Origin of the sequence: Plantactinospora sp. CA-290183 (genome assembly GCF_050936375.1) — a bacterium.
Lineage (GTDB): Bacteria > Actinomycetota > Actinomycetes > Mycobacteriales > Micromonosporaceae > Plantactinospora.
Genome location: NZ_JBNJMX010000006.1, coordinates 233,274 through 252,227, shown reverse-complemented (window position 1 = coordinate 252,227; position 18,954 = coordinate 233,274). Strand labels below are relative to the sequence as shown.

At 74.6% G+C, this 18,954-nt stretch carries 16 protein-coding genes; 4 read left to right on the top strand and 12 right to left on the bottom strand.

All coding sequences use genetic code 11. From position 1 onward, the window contains the following. Positions 1-565: 565 nt before the first annotated feature. The 8 genes from ACQEUR_RS14530 to ACQEUR_RS14495 form a co-directional block, all read right to left on the bottom strand. A complete protein-coding gene (locus ACQEUR_RS14530) occupies positions 566-3,697 on the bottom strand; it encodes an ATP-binding protein (RefSeq protein ID WP_433030420.1) in 3,132 nt (1,043 codons plus the stop codon). Continuing rightward, positions 3,697-4,485, bottom strand: coding sequence for a PASTA domain-containing protein (locus tag ACQEUR_RS14525; RefSeq protein ID WP_433030418.1), 789 nt, complete (start codon positions 4,483-4,485; stop codon positions 3,697-3,699). The genes ACQEUR_RS14530 and ACQEUR_RS14525 overlap by 1 nt, the downstream gene beginning before the upstream one ends. A gap of 251 nt (positions 4,486-4,736) precedes the next feature. Then, complete coding sequence (locus ACQEUR_RS14520; RefSeq protein WP_433030458.1) at positions 4,737-6,125, bottom strand: acyl-CoA carboxylase subunit beta; 1,389 nt, start codon at positions 6,123-6,125, stop codon at positions 4,737-4,739. Between the two features lie 108 nt (positions 6,126-6,233). After that, positions 6,234-7,460, bottom strand: a complete 1,227-nt coding sequence (gene fabF / locus ACQEUR_RS14515) for a beta-ketoacyl-ACP synthase II (protein WP_433030416.1) — start codon at positions 7,458-7,460, stop codon at positions 6,234-6,236. A gap of 2 nt (positions 7,461-7,462) precedes the next feature. After that, a complete protein-coding gene (locus ACQEUR_RS14510) occupies positions 7,463-7,702 on the bottom strand; it encodes an acyl carrier protein (RefSeq protein WP_107261778.1) in 240 nt (79 codons plus the stop codon). Positions 7,703-7,832: 130 nt separating this feature from the next. Beyond that, entirely contained in the window at positions 7,833-8,771 is a 939-nt protein-coding gene (locus ACQEUR_RS14505) for a beta-ketoacyl-ACP synthase III (protein ID WP_433030414.1), read from the bottom strand. Between the two features lie 43 nt (positions 8,772-8,814). Next, positions 8,815-9,987, bottom strand: a complete 1,173-nt coding sequence (locus tag ACQEUR_RS14500; RefSeq protein WP_433030412.1) for an acyltransferase domain-containing protein — start codon at positions 9,985-9,987, stop codon at positions 8,815-8,817. Between the two features lie 134 nt (positions 9,988-10,121). Then, the gene (locus tag ACQEUR_RS14495; protein ID WP_433030410.1) at positions 10,122-11,348 is read right to left on the bottom strand and encodes a PucR family transcriptional regulator; all 1,227 of its coding nucleotides are present in this window, start codon (positions 11,346-11,348) and stop codon (positions 10,122-10,124) included. A gap of 60 nt (positions 11,349-11,408) precedes the next feature. On the opposite strand from ACQEUR_RS14495, the gene ACQEUR_RS14490 reads away from it, so the two are divergent. Further along, on the top strand, positions 11,409-12,074 hold the full coding sequence (locus tag ACQEUR_RS14490; protein ID WP_433030408.1) for a phosphatase PAP2 family protein: 666 nt from the start codon (positions 11,409-11,411) through the stop codon (positions 12,072-12,074). Positions 12,075-12,114: 40 nt separating this feature from the next. Here ACQEUR_RS14490 and ACQEUR_RS14485 read toward each other — a convergent pair whose 3' ends face one another. Beyond that, positions 12,115-12,801, bottom strand: coding sequence for a response regulator (locus ACQEUR_RS14485; RefSeq protein WP_433030406.1), 687 nt, complete (start codon positions 12,799-12,801; stop codon positions 12,115-12,117). Next, the gene (locus tag ACQEUR_RS14480; RefSeq protein ID WP_433030404.1) at positions 12,798-14,159 is read right to left on the bottom strand and encodes a sensor histidine kinase; all 1,362 of its coding nucleotides are present in this window, start codon (positions 14,157-14,159) and stop codon (positions 12,798-12,800) included. Before ACQEUR_RS14480 ends, ACQEUR_RS14485 begins: the two co-directional genes overlap by 4 nt. Positions 14,160-14,477: 318 nt before the next feature. On the opposite strand from ACQEUR_RS14480, the gene ACQEUR_RS14475 reads away from it, so the two are divergent. Beyond that, positions 14,478-15,041: a hypothetical protein gene (locus ACQEUR_RS14475; protein ID WP_433030402.1), complete on the top strand. Its 564-nt coding sequence runs from the start codon at positions 14,478-14,480 to the stop codon at positions 15,039-15,041. A 77-nt stretch (positions 15,042-15,118) separates the two neighbouring features. On the opposite strand, the gene ACQEUR_RS14470 is transcribed toward ACQEUR_RS14475, so the two are convergent. Next, complete coding sequence (locus tag ACQEUR_RS14470; RefSeq protein ID WP_433030400.1) at positions 15,119-15,775, bottom strand: hypothetical protein; 657 nt, start codon at positions 15,773-15,775, stop codon at positions 15,119-15,121. Between the two features lie 269 nt (positions 15,776-16,044). On the opposite strand from ACQEUR_RS14470, the gene ACQEUR_RS14465 reads away from it, so the two are divergent. Next, on the top strand, positions 16,045-16,605 hold the full coding sequence (locus tag ACQEUR_RS14465) for a copper resistance CopC family protein (RefSeq protein ID WP_433030398.1): 561 nt from the start codon (positions 16,045-16,047) through the stop codon (positions 16,603-16,605). Between the two features lie 153 nt (positions 16,606-16,758). Here ACQEUR_RS14465 and gltX read toward each other — a convergent pair whose 3' ends face one another. Further along, positions 16,759-18,168 carry a glutamate--tRNA ligase gene (gene gltX / locus ACQEUR_RS14460; RefSeq protein ID WP_433030396.1) on the bottom strand — a complete coding sequence of 470 codons (1,410 nt, stop codon included), beginning with the start codon at positions 18,166-18,168 and terminating at the stop codon, positions 16,759-16,761. A 302-nt stretch (positions 18,169-18,470) separates the two neighbouring features. On the opposite strand from gltX, the gene ACQEUR_RS14455 reads away from it, so the two are divergent. Continuing rightward, positions 18,471-18,908: an SRPBCC family protein gene (locus tag ACQEUR_RS14455; protein WP_433030394.1), complete on the top strand. Its 438-nt coding sequence runs from the start codon at positions 18,471-18,473 to the stop codon at positions 18,906-18,908. The last annotated feature ends 46 nt before the right edge of the window (positions 18,909-18,954 follow it).

Genomic DNA, 18,954 nt, shown 5'->3' with positions numbered 1-18,954 from the left:
AGCGTCCACGGCCGTCGCGGCGGCCACCGGGGGAACGAGGTCCGGAGGGTAGGGGACCGGGGCGGGGGTCGCGGCGTCCCGCGCGGCGGGCTGCCCCTGCCGGGCCGGCGCCGGCACGTCACCGGAGACCGTGTCCGGCCGCCGGGGGACCGAACGGTCGGGCCCGGCGTAGGGGTCACCCGTGGGTACCCGGCGGTGCTGCTCGGCCGCCGCGAGCCTGTCGGGCCGGCGTTCGGGCGTCCTGGCGTCAGGCCCCGGTGGCCGGTCTCCCGGCGTCCCGCCGTCGGGGCGGTGGGGCCGGCGCTCGGGCGTCGGGCCGTCGGTTCTCTGGGGCCGGCGCTCGGGCGTCCCGCCGTCGGGCCGGTGGCCGCCGCCGTCGGGGTGCCGGGGGTGCCGGGGATCCCGGTCGGGCCGGGGCGTGGGCCGGCGCTCGCCGTCCGGCCCACGCTGGGGGCCGAACCGGGGCGGTCGGTGCTGCTGGTGCGGTTGACGCGGAGCGTCCGTGTGGGTGACCGGGTCCTCGAAGCGCCGCTGTTCCCGAGCGCTGCGGTCGGGAGGGGGCATCTCAGCTCCTCGCCTCTTCCTGGGTTACCGCGTAGTCCCGCAGCAACATGGCGGTCTCCGTGGCCGCGACATGTGGCGGCACCTCCGGGTCGGTGTGGAACGACTGCTGGACCGCGCACATCGCGGCGCGGTCGGCGAGCCTCTTCACCTCGGGCAGGTCGAGGCCGCGCGGGCTGACGGCGCAACGGTCGACGGCCGCGTACGCGAGCGACCAGTAGCTCTGCTCGCGCTCCTGAAGGCTGCCCGCCCCGGCGACCCGGCTCCACGCGTCACGGTGACGGGCCGAGATGATCTCCTCCCGAACCGGTTCGTGGAAGTGGCAGCTCCCGTCCGGACAGATCACCCGACAGGCGGGGAAGGGATCGAACCGCCGCACGGCCAACGGAGACAGGACCGCCCCCAGGCCGGCCAGCGCGGCGTCGCCGGCGTCCGCCTCGTCGCCGGCCGCTCCCCGGACGGCGTCGTCGTGCCGCGTGCCGGGCCGCGCGTCCGCCACGGCGTCGAGCGCGCGGACCGCCGCGACCAGCCCGTCGGCAACCGCGGTCGTGTCGGAGTGGGTCCAGCCCGCGGCCCGGCCGCGCCGCGTGGCCCAGTCGAGGCAGAGCCGCAACAGCGTGCAGCGCCGGGTCCGGGCCCGGGTGCGCGCGTCGCGGGGCAGATGCATGCCGAGGATCACCAGCAGGTCCGGGTACGCGCGGCGGCCCGCCCCCGGATCCACGGCGGCGGACTGGGCGAACAGCGCGAACGCGGCCGCCACGGGAGCCAGCCCGGCCATCCTGACGGCGATGTCACAGGTGGAGTCGCCGCGCACGCACCGGTCTTCGCACCGGTGCGCCGGCGGCGGGATCCCGAGCCGACGCAGGTGCGCCCGCAGACCCGCCGCGTCGAGCGGTCGGGGGCTCGGACCGGCCGGGATCCGGACCTGCACCGGGGCGTCGTCGCCCCGGCTGAAGACCGCCGCGACGCCCCGGTCGAACGTGGCGAGCGAGCGGATCTGCGCCTCGCTCATCGCGGTCGCCTGGCCCAGGGCGGTGCGGTCGTCCGCCGCGACGAGCCGGTGCACGATCTTCAGCTCGGTGTTCTTGACGACCTCGGGCGCCAGCTTGGCGGGAATCTGGTCGGCGACGACGATCGCCTGACCGTACGAGCGCAGCTCCGCGAGGATGTTGGTGAACGCGGCCACCGCCTTGGCGCGGGCGCCACCCACTCCGGCGTCGGGGCGCGCCTGCGGGGCGTCGGCGGCGAGCAGGCGGTGGGCCTCCTCCACCACCAGCACGTGACGCAGCCCGTCGTACGCGCCGGCCAGCCAGCGGTACTGCCAGAGGCGGATCATCACCAGGCCCATCACGAACGCCTGGTCGTCCTCGTCGCCGAGCCGCTCCAGTTCGACGACCACCGGACGCTCGAAGAGATCGGCCATCCCGGTCGAGCGCGGGACGTCGAGCATCCGGCCCTTGCCACCGGTGCGGAGGCCGTCGAGGCGGGCCAGCAGGGCGGCGCGCATGTTGGAGACCACCTCGCCGCTGTAACCCAGACCGTCGATGATCGAGTCGACCTTGCCGCGCAGGTCGGACAGGGTCGGAAAGGCGTCGGCGGGTACGGCGGCGCTGCCGTGGACGTCCAGCCCGTGCTCGGCGTACAGCTCGTGCAGCGCCCGGTCGAGCAGTTGCGGCAGCGGACTCCAGAGGGCGAAGGCGGCGGTGAACAGCGACCGCAGCATGTCCAGGTGGACGCCCAGGGGCACCCCCTCGGGCACCTCCAGCGGGTTCAGGCGCGGCGGGTTCACCGTCTCGTCGCCGCAGGTGTACACCGTCAGCCCGGGCACCTCGTGCAGCAGCGCCCGGTACTCGGCCTTCGCCGGCTCCACCACCAGGAACGGCAGCCCGGCGGCGCTCACCTGGCGCAGCAGGTGCCGCATGGTGTGTGACTTGCCGGCACCGGTCACCCCGGTCACGAAGGCGTGCCGGGTCAGGTCGTCGAGCGCGACGGCGTACGGCTCCGGGGTGTCGACGGCGCCGTAGCGGATGTCGCCGATCCACAGCGGGTGCCGCTCCGGCGGCACCACCGCACGGGCGACGTCGAAGCGCGCCGCCTGCTCCACCGAGAAACCCGGGTGCTCCTGGCTGGGGAAGTGCAGGTAGGCCGAGAGCTGGCGGGAGTTCAGCAGCGTCTGCCACTCGTAGGGCCGGCGGTAGACGCCGGGACCGGCGGGTGGCTCGGCCTCCGGCAGTGCGAACGTCTGCGCCCACGCCCCGGCGTCGCGCGCGTTGTACACCCGCACCGGCTCCGCCGGGTCCGCCTCGGCGGCGAAGGTGCCCCGGAAGACGGACTTGAGCGCGGCGTACGACCCGGCGGCACCGGAGAGGTACACCGCCGTCCGCCAGGCACCGACCGCGAGTCCGGCGGCGAGCTGCCGCGCGTACGTGGTCAACAGCCGGGTGTAGTGCTCCGCCTCCGGCAACGGCAGCCCGGTGGCCCGCGCGATCGACGCGACGTCGCGGGCCTCGGCGAGTACGCCCTCCCGCACCGCGGCCAGCCGCCGCTCGTCGACCGGAACCGCCAGTACCAGCACCTGGAACGGCTGGCCCGTCATCGCCCGCAGGATCCGGTCCCACGGTGCGGCGGCGTCACCCGGGCCCGGTGGGGCGGGGGCCGGCACGCCGAGGACCAGACCGTGTTCGCGGTCCACCGCCGTGTCCCGCCACCCGCCGCCGCCCGGCCCGCAACCGACGTGCGGGTAGGCGCCGTGCAGCGCGGAGCGGACGGTGCCGCGCAGCCGTGGATCGGCCGGGTCCGTGCCACCCGGTGGGCAGAGCCCGATCTCGAACGCGGCGCGACGGCCGTCGCTGCTGACCCGGAAGGCCAGTGCCATGCGGTGCACGACGAGCCCGGTGAGCAGCTGCGCGGTCGGCGGGGGCGGCAGCGGCGGCCGGGCCTCGTCGGGCCCCGCCGCGCGCTCGCCGGTATCCGCTGCCGGGCCGCGCGGGGAAAGGGCGTGTTTCTCCTCGACGCCCACGCCCAGCACCCGGATCAACGCCGGCGTCGCCAACCGGAGCACGGCGGTGCCGGTCCCGCCCGGTGGGCCGGAGCGCTGGAAGTACGCCATGCGGTCGAGCAGCCGCGACGCGGGCATCAGCGGCTCCCGATGGAGACGAGGAGATGAACCCTGCTCTTTCCCCGGTCCGGCGTGAACGGGCTGCCGGCGGGCGGGTCCGTGGCGATGACGTCGCCGAAGCGCACCTTGCCGTCCCGCTTGTGCACCACCCGGTAGTCGAGTGGCGCGAATCCCGCCCGTTCCAGCGCGGCCATCGCCTCGGGCGGCGTCATCCCCGCCACGTCCGGCACCCGCAGGGTCTGCTGCGGTCCCCGTCCGGGGATGTCGACCTCACGGTACGCGTCGACGAACCGGACGAAACCGATGGCGACCAGCACGAAGACCGTGACCAGGAACAGGGTGACGACGGTGCCGAACGCCCAGCGCAGGTACCGCGCGGGGCGGCGGATCCCGGCGGTCAGCACGGCGTCCCGCAGGTTGAGTTGCACGACGCGTCGGGCCCGCAGAATGCCGTCGGCGCAGTGGCGGCCGTACACCCGGACCGGTGCGCCGTCGACCGGGAGCGGGCCGTTGAGCGCCTCCCCGCGCAGCTCCACCGCGGTCCGCCCGATCGGCCGTCCGGCGTCGTCCCGGGTCTCCAGCTCGAAGGCGAAGACCTGTAGGGAGAGGCGCGCCTGGGTCATCTCGGTGCGGATCCGCGCGTTGCTCACATACCCGGTCAGCCCGCGACCGCGCCGCCCGCCGCCGGTCCGGCCCGCGCCGGCGGCGGCCACCCGGTCCGACCCGGCCGGTGGCCCGGCCGGGGTGCGGTGCCCGCCGACCGGTGCGACCTCGTCTCCGGCGTCGAAACCGACCCGTCCCTGCATCGGTGCCACCACCCGTCCCTCGTCGCTGGTGGCTCCACTATGGGCGGCGCGCCCGGTGCGTCACATGAGTAGTGGGCACTCATCCTCGGCGCCGGCCGCCGGGCGGGACACGCGGAAACCCGCTCCTGTCCCCGCCCGGGCGCCTGGTGCCGGCGGGAAGGAGGCTGGGCGGGCGGATCGGGCCACGGAAACGGGACGGCCCCCTCCGGTCGGCGCGGACCGCGCCGACCGGAGGGGGCCGTGACCGTGCGTTACAGCGGGATGTTGCCGTGTGCGCCCCGGGCGGCCGGGGCGGCGGCCAGCGCCTCGGCGATCCGGCGGCGGGTCTCGGCCGGCTCGATCACGTCGTCGACAACGCCGATCTCCAGCGCCCGGTTGACCCCGCCGGCGACCCGGGTCTGCTCCTCGACGAGCCGCTCCCGCAGCGCGTCGCGCTCCTCGTACGGAACGGCGGCGAGCTTCTTGCGGTGCAGGATCTGCACCGCGGCCGAGGCACCCATCACGGCGATCTCCGCGTTCGGCCAGGCGAAGACGGCCGTGGCGCCGAGTGAGCGCGAGTTCATCGCGATGTACGCCCCGCCGTACGCCTTGCGGGTCACCAGGGTCACCCGGGGCACCACCGCCTCGGCGAAGGCGTGCAGGAGCTTGGCACCGCGCCGGACCACGCCGTCCCACTCCTGGCCCAGGCCGGGCAGGTAGCCGGGCACGTCGACCAGCACGATCAGCGGTACGCCGAGCGCGTCGCACATCCGCACGAACCGGGCGGCCTTCTCGGCGCTGGACGCGTCGAGGCAGCCACCGAGCCGCATCGGGTTGTTGGCGATCACTCCCACCGTGCGGCCGGCGAACCGGCCCAGCGTGGTGACCACGTTCGGCGCCCACTTGGCGTGCAACTCCACCCCGGGGGCGTCCAGCAGTGCCTTGACCACCGGCTTCACGTCGTACGCCCGGTTGGTCTCGGCCGGCATCCGCGCGGCCAGGTCGTGCCCGTCCTCGACCTCGCCGCTGACGTCGGCCGGGGTGAGCCGGCCCTGCCGGCCGAGGAGTTCGGCGAGCCGCCGGGCCTCGGCGATCGCCGAGGCCTCGTCGGGGGTGGTCACGTGCACCACTCCGGATCGCCGGCCGTGCGGCTCGGGGCCGCCGAGGCGCTCCATGTCGACCTGCTCGCCGGTCACGCTCCGGACCACCTCGGGGCCGGTCACGAAGATCCGGCCGGCCCCGCTCATGATCACGATGTCGGTCAGCGCCGGCCCGTAGGCCGCGCCGCCGGCCGCCGGCCCGAGCACGACCGAGATCTGCGGTACCCGGCCGGAGGCCCGGACCATCGCCGCGAACACCTGCCCGACCGCGTCGAGCGAGACGGCCCCCTCGGCCAGCCGCGCGCCGCCGCAGTGCCAGAGCCCCAGCACCGGTACCCGGTCCCGCAGGGCGGTGTCGATCGCGTCGACGATGTGCTGGCAGCCCTGGGCGCCCATCGCACCGCCCATGATCGTGGCATCGGTGACGTACGCGATCGCCGGCGTGCCGTCGACCTCGCCCCGGGCCCACAGCACGCCGGAGTCGTCGCGGGGCATCAGCAACCGCAGCGAGCCGGCGTCGAACAGGGCGCGGAGCCGGACCTCGGGATCCCGGTGGTCCACGGTGGAGCGGTCGGCGTTGACGGACGTGGTCGTCACGAGAGCCTCCAAATCAGGTGCCGGACCGGTTGGCCCGACCGGGGCGCACCGTTCGTCTCAGACACGTTCGTCTCAGGCACGCGCGAAGACGAGAACCGCGTTGTGTCCACCAAATCCGAATCCGTTGTTCAGCGCCGCCGGTACCTCCATCTGCCGGGCCTTGTGAGCCGCCACGTCGAGGTCCAGGGCGTCGTCGGGGTCGTCGAGGTTGATCGTCGGGGGGACCATCCCGTCCCGGATGGCCAGGATGGTGGCGATCGACTCCAGCGCACCGGCGGCACCCAGCAGGTGGCCGGTCATCGACTTGGTCGCGGTCACCACGGGGTGGGTGCCGAGCGCCTTGCGCAGCGCCACGATCTCCGCGATGTCACCGACCGGGGTCGAGGTGGCGTGGGCGTTGACGTGCACGATGTCCGACCGGGCGATGTCCGCGTCGGCGATGGCCATGTTGATCGCCCGGATCACCCCGCGGCCCTCCGGATGCGGCTGCACGATGTCGTACCCGTCGGAGGTGAGCGCGGCGCCGGCGAGCCGGGCGTAGACCCGCGCTCCCCGGGCGGCGGCGTGGTCGGCCCGCTCCAGGACCACCGCGCCCGCGCCCTCGCCGAGGACGAACCCGTCACGGCCCTTGTCCCACGGCCGCGAGGCGTGCTCGGGGTCGTCGTTGCGGGTCGACATCGCCCGCATCGAGGCGAAGCCGGCGATCGGCAGCGGGTGGATGACCGCCTCGGTCCCGCCGGCCAGCACCACGTCGGCGCGGCCGGAGCGGATCAGGTCGAGGCCGAGCGCGATCGCCTCCGCCCCGGTGGCGCAGGCGCTGGCCACCGAGTGCACCCCGGCCTGCGCGCCCAGCTCCAGCCCCACCCAGGCGGCCGGCCCGTTCGGCATCAGCATCGGCACCGTGTGCGGGGAGACCCGCCGCGGGCCGGACGCCTCCAGGATGTCGTCCTGGGCGAGCAGGGTCTGCGCGCCACCGATGCCGGAGCCGACGCTCACCGCGATCCGTTCCGGATCGGGTGGGGAGTCGGCCAGGCCGGCGTCGGCCCACGCCTCCTGCGCGGCGATCAGCGCGATGGCCTCGGACCGGTCGAGCCGCCGCAGCTTGACCCGGTCCAGCTTCTCGGTGGGTTCCACGGCGAGTTCGGCCGCGATCCGTACGGGCAGCTGTGCGGCCCAGTCCTGGGTGAGCGGGCCCACCCCGGACCGACCGGCCAGCATGGCTTCCCAGGTCGACGCGACGTCCCCGCCGAGCGGGGTCGTCGCGCCGAGCCCGGTGACGACGACGTCAGGACGACTCATGGTCAGGACTGCGCCTCGATGTAGGCGACCGCGTCGCCGACGGTCTTGAGGTTCTGTACGTCGTTGTCCGGGATCTTGACCCCGAACTTCTCCTCGGCGGCGACGACGACCTCGACCATGGAGAGCGAGTCGACGTCGAGGTCGTCGGTGAACGACTTCTCCTCGGCCACGTCGTCCGGGCTCACCCCGGCGACCTCTTCCAGGATCTCTGCGAGGCCGGCGGTGATCTCGTCACGGGTCATTGCGGTTGGTTCCTCTCGTGGTTGGGTTTCCGCCGGTGGCGGAGGCATCCGCCACCGGTGGGCTTTCGGTCGGTGCCGCGGCGGCGGGCCGCCCCGGTCGACCGGGCGTGCAGCGCGGACGACGGACCGGTCAGGGGCAGCGCACGACCTGGCCGGCGTAGGTGAGCCCACCGCCGAAGCCGAAGAGCAGCACCGGCGCGCCGGACGGCACCTCGCGCCGTTCGACCAGCTTGGACAGGGCCAGCGGCACGCTCGCCGCCGAGGTGTTGCCGGACTCGACGATGTCCCGGGCGATGATCGCCTGGGGCATGCCGAGACGCTTGGCGATGCCCTCGATGATCCGCAGGTTGGCCTGGTGCGGCACGAACGCCGCGATCTCCTCCGGCGCGACGCCGGCCCGTTCACACGCCTGCAGGGCGAGCGGGGCCAGCGCGGTGGTGGCCCAGCGGAAGACCGACTGCCCCTCCTGCTGGATGTACGGGCGCCAGCCCTCGATCCGGACGCTGTCGCTGCGCTCCGGCGCCGAACCCCAGACCACCGGCCCGATGCCGCTGGACTCGCCCTCGGGGGTGGCCGAGACCACCGCCGCACCGGCGCCGTCGCCGAAGAGGATGCAGGTCGACCGGTCGGTCCAGTCGGTGAAGTCGGAGAGCTTCTCCGCGCCGATCACGATGGCGTTGCGGGCGGCGCCGGCCCGCAGGGCGTGGTCGACGGTGCCCAGCGCGTACGAGAAGCCGGAGCAGGCCGTGTTGACGTCGAACGCCCCGGGGGCGTTGATGCCGAGCTTGGCGGCGACCCGGCAGGCGGTGTTCGGGCTGCGGTCGATCGCGGAACAGGTGGCCACCACGACGAGGTCGATGTCGGTGGCGTCCAGGCCCGAGTTGGCCAGTGCCTTGTCGGCCGCGGCGGCGGCCATGTCGGCGACCGTCTCGGTGTCGGCGATGCGGCGGGTGACGATGCCCACCCGGTCGCGGATCCACTCGTCGTTGGTGTCGACGAGCTGCGCCAGGTCGTCGTTGGTGAGCACCCGGGAGGGCTGGTAGTGCCCGAGGGCGACCATCCTGCTCATCGGGTCACCGCCGGGCGGTGGGCGCGGCTGATCCGCTGACCGGTCATGAGAGCTGTCCTCCGATGCGGGCGAGGGGCTGGCCCGGGGCGACCGGGTCGTCGTGGTGGGCGAGCCATTCGGTGAGTACGCCCGAACCGTGCGCCGTCACGTCGACGGCGCCCCGCCGGGTGATGACCTGTCCGATGACCTGACCGGAGTCGATGGTGTCGCCCTCGCCCAGGTCGGCGGCCGGGGCGAAGGTGCCGGCGGCGGCCGCCACCACGACCCGGAACTGCATGGTCGGCTCGTGGCCGGACGGGGCGCCGTGCCGGGCGATCAGGTCCCGGGCCGCGGCCAGGTCGTCGGGGGTGTTCAGGGTGACGATCTCGGGGAGGCCGGTGCCCTTCAGCTCCCGCTTGACCAGGCCGGCGAGGGTGCCCGCCGGCGGCAGTTCGATCACCGCGGTCACGCCGAGGTCGGCCAGGCCCCGCATGCACAGGTCCCAGCGGACCGGTGCGGTCACCTGGCGGACCAGGCGTCGCAGCATCTCCCGGCCGTGGTTGACCGCGGCACCGTCCAGGTTGGACAGCAGGATCCGGGTCGGCTCGGCGGTGGTGATCCCGGCCGCCACGGCGTTCAGCGCCGCCTCGGCGGGGGCCATGTAGGGGGTGTGGAAGGCGCCGGCGACCTGGAGGGTCCGGACCCGGGCCCCGCCGGGTGGGTCGGCGGCCAGCTTCGCGAGCCGGTCGACGGCCCCGGCCGCGACGAGCTGGCCGGCGCCGTTGTGGTTGGCCAGGTACAGCTCGTGCGCCTCGACCGCGGCGAGCAGTTCGGCGGCCTCGCCGCCGAGCAGGGCCGCCATGCCGGTCGGTTCGAGGGCGCAGGCGGCGGCCATCTCCCGGCCGCGTACGCCGGCCAGCGTGACCGCGGCCTCCGGGCTCAGTACCCCGGCCAGGGCGGTGGCCGCGAGTTCGCCGACGCTGTGCCCGACGGTGACGCCCACGTCGTACATGGGGAGCTGTTCGGCGGCGAGCAGGGCGGCGGCGACCAGCAGCGGCTGGGTCCGGGCGGTGTCCCTGATCTCGTCCGAGTCGCCCTCGGTGCCCAGCCGGACGAGGTCGACGCCGGCCAGCGCGGACCACCAGCGCAGTCGAGCCTCGGCGCCGGGCAGGTCGAGCCAGGGAGTGAGGAAGCCGGGTTTCTGCGAACCCTGGCCGGGAGAGAGTACGGCGAGCACGTTTACGACTCTCCTGGATCACGCGTCCGGTTGCGGGTGCCGTGTTGCACCAAACCACACTACGGACTTTGTAGGGTCCCTACAAAAATCCATGGTGATCACGGACTTTCCGGGGCCTCTGTCCTGAACGCCCGTTAATGGGGGTGTGTCGGTACGACCGGGGCAGATGGGTCAAGCCGACCGATCATCAGCCCCATCCTCAGCGCGAACGCGTCCCGGGCGGTGAGGGGGGAGAAGCCGGTGACGTCGGCGATCCGGCGCAGCCGGTACCGGACGGTGTTCGGGTGTACGAACAGGGCCCGGGCGGCACTCTCCAGCACCCCGCCGGCCGCGAAGAACGCGTCCAGGGTCTCCAGCAGTTCACCGCCGGCCCGGACCAGGGCGGCGTAGACGTCCTGCCGGAGACTGCGCCGGGCCTCCGGGTCGCCGGCCAGCGCCCGCTCCGGCAGCAGGTCGGTCGCGGCCACCGGGCGGGGCGCCGCGGGCCACGCCGGAGCCGCCCGGAAACCCGCCAGGGCCGCCCGCGCCGAGTCGGTCGCGGAATCCAGGCTCGGCACCGCCGGCCCCACCACCACCGGCCCGACGCCGAAGCCGGCGAGCAGCTTCTCGGTGGCGGCGAGCGGGTTGGGGGCGCCGCCGAGCACCACCACGAGCCGGTCCCCGTGTACGCCGCCGATCATCTCCAGCCCGATCCGCCGGGCGACCCGGTAGATCGTGTGCAGTACCGCGGCCACCTCGCCGCCCGGGGAGCGGCCCACCGCCACCGCCACCGGGGGAGCGTCCGTCCAGCCCAGCGCCGCCGCCCGACTGGCCAGCACGTCCGGCGAGTCACCGCGCAGCAGCGCGTCGACCAGCAGCGCCTGCAACCGGGCATCCCAGGAGCCGCGCGACTCGGCCGCCCGCGCGTACACCCGGGCCGCCGCGAACGCGATCTCCCGGGAGAACTTGAGCACCGCCTCGCGCAGCAGCCGCTCCTCGCCCGGCGCGGCCAGATGCGGCACCTGCTCCTCGACCACGTCGATGGTCACCTTGATCAGGGCCACGGTCTGCTGGAGGCTGATCGACCGGGCCAGCGCCCGGGGGGCCGCCGCGAAGACCTCGTCGGAGACCTCCTGGGTGTCCGCCACCGCCCCACCGGCCCGGTCGGCGCCGTTGGGACGGGACCCCAACCACTCGACCAGGGAGCGCACGCCGGCCTGGGCCACCAGCATGACCCAGGACCGCTGGTCGGCCGGAAGCTCCCGGAACCAGGGCAGCGCCTCCTCCATCCGGGCCACGCTGGCCGTGGCGAGCCCGCCCGCGGCGCGTTCGATCCGGCGCAGCGTGGCGGCCAGCTCACCCTCGCCCGCCTCGGTCACCATCCGCCCAGCCTGCCACGCCGGCTACCGGGCGTTCCCATCTGGGCGTGTCATCATGCTCCGATGATCGCCCGCCCACCGCTGGCCGTACCGCTGCTCGCCCTGGCCGCCTTCCTGGTCCTGCTCGCGTTGACCCTCGGCGGCTGGGCGCCGCTGGACCGCTTCGACGCCGCCGCCAGCGACGGCTTCCGGGAACACGGTACGGCGAATCCCCGGCTGGTCTCCGTGCTGCGGGTGGCCACCGACGTGGCCGCCACGGTGCCGTTCGTGGCCGCCGGACTGCTGGTCGGCCTGGCCCTGGCCGCCCGGTCGCGGCGCCGCGCCGCCGCGTTCTGCGTCGCGGTGACCGTCGTGGTGCCGGTGCTCTGGGGGCTGATGCACGCCCTGGTGCACCACCCCCGACCGGTGGACGGGTTCGTGGTGGTGCACAGCAACGGCTTCCCGAGCGGGCACACCAGCAACGCGGCGGCGGCCGCGCTGGTCGCCGTACTCCTGCTCTGGCCGCGGCTGGCGGGCCCGGCCCGGCCGGTCGCCGTGGCCCTGGCGGCCCTCTTCGCGCTCTTCGTCGCGCTGACCCGGGTGGCCCTGCTGGCGCACTGGCCCACCGACGTGCTGGGTGGCTGGCTGCTGGCGCTCGCGGTGGTACCGCTGCTCGCGCGGATCGTGGACCCGCCGGGCCGCGCCGTCGGGTCCCGCCCGCAGGCCCGCCCGGACCGGGCGGCCCGGTAGCCCGCGGTGCCGCCGGCCGTCGCCAGCCCTGATCGGCCGGTCACGGCGCCGGCAGGTTCAGCTCCTGGGCGAGGATGGCGGCCTGCACCCGGCTGCGCAGGCCGAGCTTGCCGAGGATCCGGCTGACATGGGTCTTCGTGGTGCTCTCCGCCATCGCCAGCCGGTCGGCGATCTGCTGGTTGGACAGGCCGAGGCCGAGGCAGGCCAGCACGTCGCGCTCGCGCGGGGTCAACTCCGCCAGGGCCGCCCGGGTGGCCGGCGCGGTCCCCGGAGCGGTGGCGGCGAAGGCCCGGATCAGCCGCCGGGTGACGGCCGGCGCGATGATCCCCTCGCCCCGGGCCACGGTCCGGACCGCGTCCACCAGCCCCTCGGCGTCGGTGTCCTTCAGCAGGAAGCCGGCCGCGCCGGCGCGCAGCGCACCGAAGACGTACTCGTCGAGGTCGAAGGTGGTCAGCACGAGCACGTCGGCCAGGCCGTCCGTGACGATCTCCCGGGTCGCGGAGATCCCGTCCAGCCGGGGCATCCGGACGTCGAGCACCGCCACGTCCGGCCGGAGGGTACGGCACAGTGCCACGGCCTCCTCGCCGTCGGCGGCCTGACCGACGACGGCCAGCCCCGGTGTGGCGGCCAGGATCAGCACCAGACCGGCCCGGACCGCCTCCTGGTCGTCGGCGATCAGCACCCGGATCGCCGGGGCGTTCCCGGCGTCCCGTTCCCGCTGCGTCATCGTCGCGGGGCGGTAATGATCGCGAGCGCGTCGTCGGCGACGGGTTCGACGCCGTCCCGGGGGCCGGGGGCGGCCGCCTCCACCATGCCGGACCGCGCCGGGGTCTCCTCGGTGGGCAGCTCGACCCGGACCCGCCACCGGGTGCCGTACCGGCCGGCGTGGAAGCGCCCGCCGAGCAGGACCGTCCGCTCCCGCATGCCGACCAGGCCGGCTGCCGCCCCGGGCAGTCCGGCCGCGGTGCCGGGCCCGGACCGGGCCCCGGGGGCGTCCTCCACCGGGTTCTCGACGGTCAGGCCGACCGAGCGCGGCTGGTAGTCGACCACGAGGTCGGCCTGCCCGGAACCGTGCTTGAGCGCGTTGGTCAGCGACTCCTGGACGATCCGGTAGGCGGCGAGGTCCACCGCGACCGGCAGCGCCCGGGGTGGGCCGACCGTCTCGGACCGCACCGACAGGCCGGCGTTGCGCGCCTGGTCGACCAGGCGGTCCGCCTCGGCCAGCCGGGCCCGGACGATCCCGTCCGCCGCCACCCCGAGCGGGCCCGTCCCGGCGTCACCCGTCCCGGCCGGTGGGGACCGGCCGTCGGCGGGCTCCCGGAGCAGCCCGATCATCTGCCGCATCTCGGCGAGGCCCTGCACGCTGTTCTCCCGGATCACCCGCAGCGCCTGGTCCAGCTGGCTCCGGTCCAGGTTCGGCACCGACAGCGCGGCGGTGGCGTGGATCGCCACCGCGCTCATGTGGTTGGCGATCACGTCGTGCAGCTCGCGGGCCATCCGGCTGCGTTCCGCGGCCACCGCCTGGCGCTGGTCCAGCTCGGCCAGCCGGGCGGTCTGCTCGGCCCGGGCCCGCTCGGCGACGGCCTGGTCGCGGTACTGCCGCAGGCTGATCCCGCCGACCACCGGCAGTACGCCGATCAGCATCGCCGGCACGGCCAGGGCGACCCCCTGCCAGGACCACGGGGCGAGGAACGCCACCCCGACCAGCGCGGAGAGGACGGTGACCGCCAGGGTGATCCAGAGCAGCCGCCGCCACAGCCGGGGAGGCCCGTACACGCAGGAGTCGAAGAGCACCTGGGTGTAGACCAGGGTGGTGGCCAGCGTCGAACCGCAGGCCAGGTCGAGGAGGAAGGCGACGGTGCCCAGCACCAGGGCTCGGCGGGTCGCCACCCGGCGCAACGCGACCGCCACGCAGGTCAGCGCGAGGGTGCCGTGCAGGGCCCAGGATGGCTGGGGCAGCAGGGCCGGGTTGAGCTGGCGGTAGGTGCCGAACGTCAGCATCAGCAGCCCGCCGGCGAAGGAGGCACCGGCCAGCGCGAGATCGCGGGCCAGGGTGCCCCGGCCCAGGTTCCACCACGGCGTCACGCTCCGATCACACCACATCAGCCGGCCGCTGGCCTCGGCCGCACAGTCGAGCCGATCCGGGGCGGGATCCGTCGAAGGATGTACCCGCCACCCCTTTTTCGCCCCCGTCGACCGGGCCCGACCAGGCGGCGGACCGGCTCGGGCGAAGGGCGCTGCCCACGGCGCCGTCGAGTCTGTCGTTCCGGGCCAGTACGGTGACATGGTCCGCGACGCGGTTTCTCGTCCGGCCGGCGGCCCCGCAGCGGGGGCGGCGGCCAGCAGACGGCGCCCGCGCCGTTGCACGATGACCCGGCCGGCGGCGAGCGTGAGGAGGCCTCGATGGCGCAGGACGCCGAACCAGGCTGCGCCGACGGTGAGCCGGACTCCCTGCTGGGTGATCACGCGCTGCGCCATCCGCCCGCCGGCCCGCCGGGTCGGCTCCGCTGGGTCTGCGGCACCGCGGCCGGCTCGGACCGGGTGGCCGGCGGGTCCGAGCGGGGCGTCGCCGGGCCGGACGGGACGGCGGCGGGTACGGGGCGGGTCCCGGCCGGCCCGGAGGCCGAGGCGGAACCGGGGCGTGCCCCGAGCGGTGGGGCGGACGGACCACACCGCGCCGAGAGCCGGGCAGCCGGTACCGAACGGGCAGCCGGTGTCCCCCGACCGCGCACGGGGGAGCAGGGCGCCGACGCCCCGGAGCAGGCAACCGCCGCGGCCGGTGCGGCGGACCGGCCCGCGACCGCCGCTCAGCAGGACGCCGCCGAGACACCGGCGGGATCGCAGTCCCGCCCCTCGTCGGGCTGCCGTACCGATCGGCCGGGCTGGGCGGGTGCCCACCGGCACGGCGCGGTACGCCCCACCCGGCGGGTCGTGCGACGCGACCGGCCACCGCGCCGGTGGTGCTGACCGGGCCGAGCGGGGTCAGCCGGACGGCAGCCGTGGTGCGGAATTTGGTGGCCCGCAGCGGCTCGCGGCGGGACCGTTCAGCGGGTGCGGCGCCGTACGAGCAGCGCGATGCCGGCCAGCCCGACCGTGATGGAGAGCAGTACCGCGCCGTTGAGCAGCATCAGCCGGCGCAGCTCGCCGAGCAGTCGGTCGACGTCCTCGCCGCTGCCGAGCGTCTCGTCCGGGATGACCCGCTCCCCGCCGCCGACACCACCATGGACGGTGCTGGCCTGCTCGGGCAGCGGGGCGCCGGCCGCCCGCAGGGTCTCGGCCATGGTGAGCCGGCCGAAGAACCACGCGGCGCTGGTCTTGCGCCCGCCGGGCTGCTTCGCCGGCCGGAAGGCCCGGGGGCCGCCCTTGGCCAGCGGATAGAGATCGTAGGACTGCTTGGCGGCGTCACCGACGTGCACCACGACCGTGTATTTCGGGCCCAGGTCGGCGGCCTTCGGCGCCGTGGTGTGCCCGCTGCCCTGCAACCAGCTGACCTGGTCGAGCACGGCGGCGAAGAGTTCGGGGTCCGCGTCGAGCCGTACCGCCCGCGGGGCGGCCAGGTCGGTGCCGGTGAGCGTGATCAATGTGGGTCTCGGTTTGGCCGCCGGCTTCGCGTGCGCGACCGTGCTCCCGCCCAGCCAGCTGCCCGCCGCGACCAGCAGCGTGACGATGCCGACGAATCGGCGGCTCACCCTTCCGGCCATCGCTGACCTCCTCGCCCCGTATCGATGAGTGGCCAATGATGCAGGTCACGCGCTGGTTGGTCGGTGAGGTGCACGGCGGTGGTCGCTATCGCATCGCCGCGCTCACTACAGAGACTCCGCAGAACGCCGCTCGGTTGCACCTGGACGAGCGGTATTTGGAACCATGGGCGATCAGGGATCGACTAATCGACGAGCCACTGATCAGCTGGCCGAATCGTAGCGGGACGGAGACGGGTATGGGGCGTTGGGTCCAACATGTTGCGAAACTGGTGCTGATCGCTTTCGTGGCGGTGTCCTGCGCGCTCCTGCCGGCCGGTCCGGCCGCCGCGCACAACTCGTTGACCGGCAGCGATCCGCGTAAGGGGGCCCGGCTGGCGCAGGCTCCGGCCCAGGTCCGGCTGACCTTTCTGTCCCGCTTGGACCCGGCGACGACCCGGGTCACGGTGACCGGCCCGGACAACGTCGCCGCGACGTCGGGACGCCCGAGGTTCGCCGGATCCCGGGTCACCGTGCCGGTGCGGCCGGGCGCGGCCGGGCTCTACATCGTCCGGTACCAGGTCGCCTCCGGTGACGGGCACCCGATCGAGGGGGAGGTCCGGTTCACGGTCACCGTGGGAGTGACGCCGAGCCCGTCCGTACCGGCCGGCGCCGCGCCGACCACGCCACCCGCCTCGCCACCCGGGGTGCCGTCGAACTCGGCGGCCCCGGTGGCGACCGCCAGCGACGACGGTGGAGCGCCGTGGTGGCCCTGGGCCCTCGGCGGCGTGCTGGTCATCGCCGCGCTGGCCGGTGGACTGCTGCTCCGCCGCCGGGCCGCCGGGCGACCCTGACCGCCGGCGGGAGGCGGAGGCCGGCCGCCGGTCGAGCTGAGGCCGGCCGCCGGTCGAGCGGCAGGCTGGCCGGCGGTCAGCCGTGGTGACCGTCGGGTCGGCCCGTGGCGGACCGGAGCCGGGTCGTGAAGGGCCGGGACCTCGCGGATCGGCTCAGGGAAGCCGGATCCGCGCCGCGCGCAGCCGGGCCAGGGTCCGGTCCCGGCCGAGCACCGCCATCGACTCGAACAGCGGCAGCCCCACGCCTCGTCCGGTCACCGCGACCCGGACCGGCGCCTGCGCCTTGCCGAGCTTGAGCCCCCGGCGCGCGCCGACCTCCTCCAGTGCCGCCTTGAGCGGCTCCGGCTCCCAGGCGGGCAGCGCCTCGAAGGCGGCGACCGCCTCGTCGAGCAGTTCGGCGGCGCCCTCCTTCATCGCCTTGGCCCAGGCGGCCTCGTCGATCAGCGGGGACTCCAGGAAGAGGAAATCGACGTTGGAAACGATCTCGCTGAGTACCGCGATCCGGGTCTGGGCGAGCGGGGCGACCGCGGCGAACGCGGCCGGGTCGAACTCCGCCGGCTGCCAGGGCGGCGGGGCGATCGTCTCCGTGCCGGTCAGCCACGGCTGGCAGGCGGCCACGAACTCCTCGACGGGGAGCGCGCGGATGTACTCGCCGTTGAACGCCCGCAACTTCTTCTCGTCGAAGAACGCCGGCGAGGGGTTCACCTCGGCGAGCCGGAACTCCGACTCGATCACCGACCAGGGCACGATCTCCCGGTCGCCCGAGGGGGCCCAACCGAGCAGCATGAGGTAGTTGCGCATCGCGGCGGCCAGATAGCCCTCGTCGCGGTACGCCTCCAGGGCGACCTTGTCGCGCCGCTTCGACAGCTTCTGCCGCTTCTCGTTGACCACCACCGGTACGTGCGCCCAAATCGGCGGCTTCACGCCGAGCGCGTCCCAGAGCAGCTGCTGCTTGGGCGTGTTGGGCAGGTGCTCCTCGGCGCGGATGACGTGGGTGATGCCCATGCTGAGGTCGTCCACGACGTTGGCCAGCAGGAAGACCGGGGAGCCGTCGCCCCGGGCGATCACGAAGTCCTCGATGAGCCTGTTCTCGAACGTCGGCTCGCCCCGGATCAGGTCGACGACCACGGTCTCGCCCTCGTCCGGGGTGCGGAAGCGCAGCGCGCGCCCCTCGCCCGGTCCGAGGTCGCGGTCCCGGCAGAAGCCGTCGTAGCCCTGGTACTGCGAGCCGGTGCGGGCCTGGACCGCCTCCCGGGTGCAGTCGCAGTAGTACGCCCGTCCCTGGCTGTGCAGCCGGGCGGCGGCGCTGCGGTGCTCACCGGCGTTCGCGGACTGGAAGTACGGCCCCTCGTACGTGCCGCGCTCGATGCCGATCCAGTCGAGGGCGGAGAGGATGCCCTCGATCCACTCGGGGCGGTTGCGAGCCGCGTCGGTGTCCTCGATCCGCAGCACGAAGACCCCGCCCTGCTGTTTGGCGTAGATCCAGTTCTGCAGTGCCGACCGGGCGCCGCCGACGTGGAACATACCAGTCGGGGAAGGGGCAAAGCGTACGCGTACCGTCACGGAGTCAAGCCTACGCACGCCCATCGCCCCCCTCGCCACCAGGTTTCCCCTCCCTGATCCCGGTGATCAGGGAGCGGTTCCCGCGTGTCGCCGGCGCGTCGCGGTGTCCACTCCCTGATCACGCTGATCTTGCGGGCGCGCACGCTGATCTTGCGCGCGCGGCCGGCTCCGGCGGCAGTACCGGCGGGAACTTCACCGGGGTAGTTCATCCGGCGTGTCGCTGGGTAGTCGTCCGCTTCTGTCCGGAATTGTGAATAAGCTGCGAATGGTCACGGGTTGTCCGCAATGGAGGCGACTGAAGGATGATGCTCATCGAACGCAGCACTCGGGTGGCAGCGCCGATCGAGGCGGTGTGGGACCTGGTTCAGCGGGCCGAACACCTGCCGGGCTGGCTGGCCGGGGTACGACAGGCGGAGGTGCTCTCCGGGGAGGGCATCGGGCGGCGGCAGCGGGTGCACGCGGCCGGTCGCGCGCTGGACGCCGAGGTCATCGCCTATCAGGAGCCGACGCTGATCGCCTGGCGGGAACGGGCCGAGGGGGCCGGGGCGCGGGCCGAGGCGCGTACCGAGGTCTACGTCGAACTGGCCCCGGAAGAGGACGGCACCTCGGTACGGCTGATCATGGTGCGCTGGCCCGCCGGGCCGGTCAGCGGGGCGCTGCTGCGCTGGGGGATGCGCCGGGTCGGCGCGGACCTGGAAGGGTCGCTGGCCCGCCTGACCGGTCTGGCCACGGTCGGCTGACCGCCCCGCCCGCCTCCCGGCCGGGCTGGCTGCCGCACGCGCCTCC

Bases quoted from the DNA above. Each gene is read 5' to 3' on its own strand.
- ACQEUR_RS14530 (WP_433030420.1), bottom strand. From the start codon at position 3,697: ATGCCCGCGTCGCGGCTGCTCGACCGCATGGCGTACTTCCAGCGCTCC.
- ACQEUR_RS14525 (WP_433030418.1), bottom strand. From the start codon at position 4,485: ATGCAGGGACGGGTCGGTTTCGACGCCGGAGACGAGGTCGCACCGGTC.
- fabF (WP_433030416.1), bottom strand. From the start codon at position 7,460: ATGAGTCGTCCTGACGTCGTCGTCACCGGGCTCGGCGCGACGACCCCG.
- ACQEUR_RS14510 (WP_107261778.1), bottom strand. From the start codon at position 7,702: ATGACCCGTGACGAGATCACCGCCGGCCTCGCAGAGATCCTGGAAGAG.
- ACQEUR_RS14505 (WP_433030414.1), bottom strand. From the start codon at position 8,771: ATGAGCAGGATGGTCGCCCTCGGGCACTACCAGCCCTCCCGGGTGCTC.
- ACQEUR_RS14495 (WP_433030410.1), bottom strand. From the start codon at position 11,348: ATGGTGACCGAGGCGGGCGAGGGTGAGCTGGCCGCCACGCTGCGCCGG.
- ACQEUR_RS14490 (WP_433030408.1), top strand. From the start codon at position 11,409: ATGATCGCCCGCCCACCGCTGGCCGTACCGCTGCTCGCCCTGGCCGCC.
- ACQEUR_RS14485 (WP_433030406.1), bottom strand. From the start codon at position 12,801: ATGACGCAGCGGGAACGGGACGCCGGGAACGCCCCGGCGATCCGGGTG.
- ACQEUR_RS14475 (WP_433030402.1), top strand. From the start codon at position 14,478: ATGGCGCAGGACGCCGAACCAGGCTGCGCCGACGGTGAGCCGGACTCC.
- ACQEUR_RS14470 (WP_433030400.1), bottom strand. From the start codon at position 15,775: ATGGCCGGAAGGGTGAGCCGCCGATTCGTCGGCATCGTCACGCTGCTG.
- ACQEUR_RS14455 (WP_433030394.1), top strand. From the start codon at position 18,471: ATGATGCTCATCGAACGCAGCACTCGGGTGGCAGCGCCGATCGAGGCG.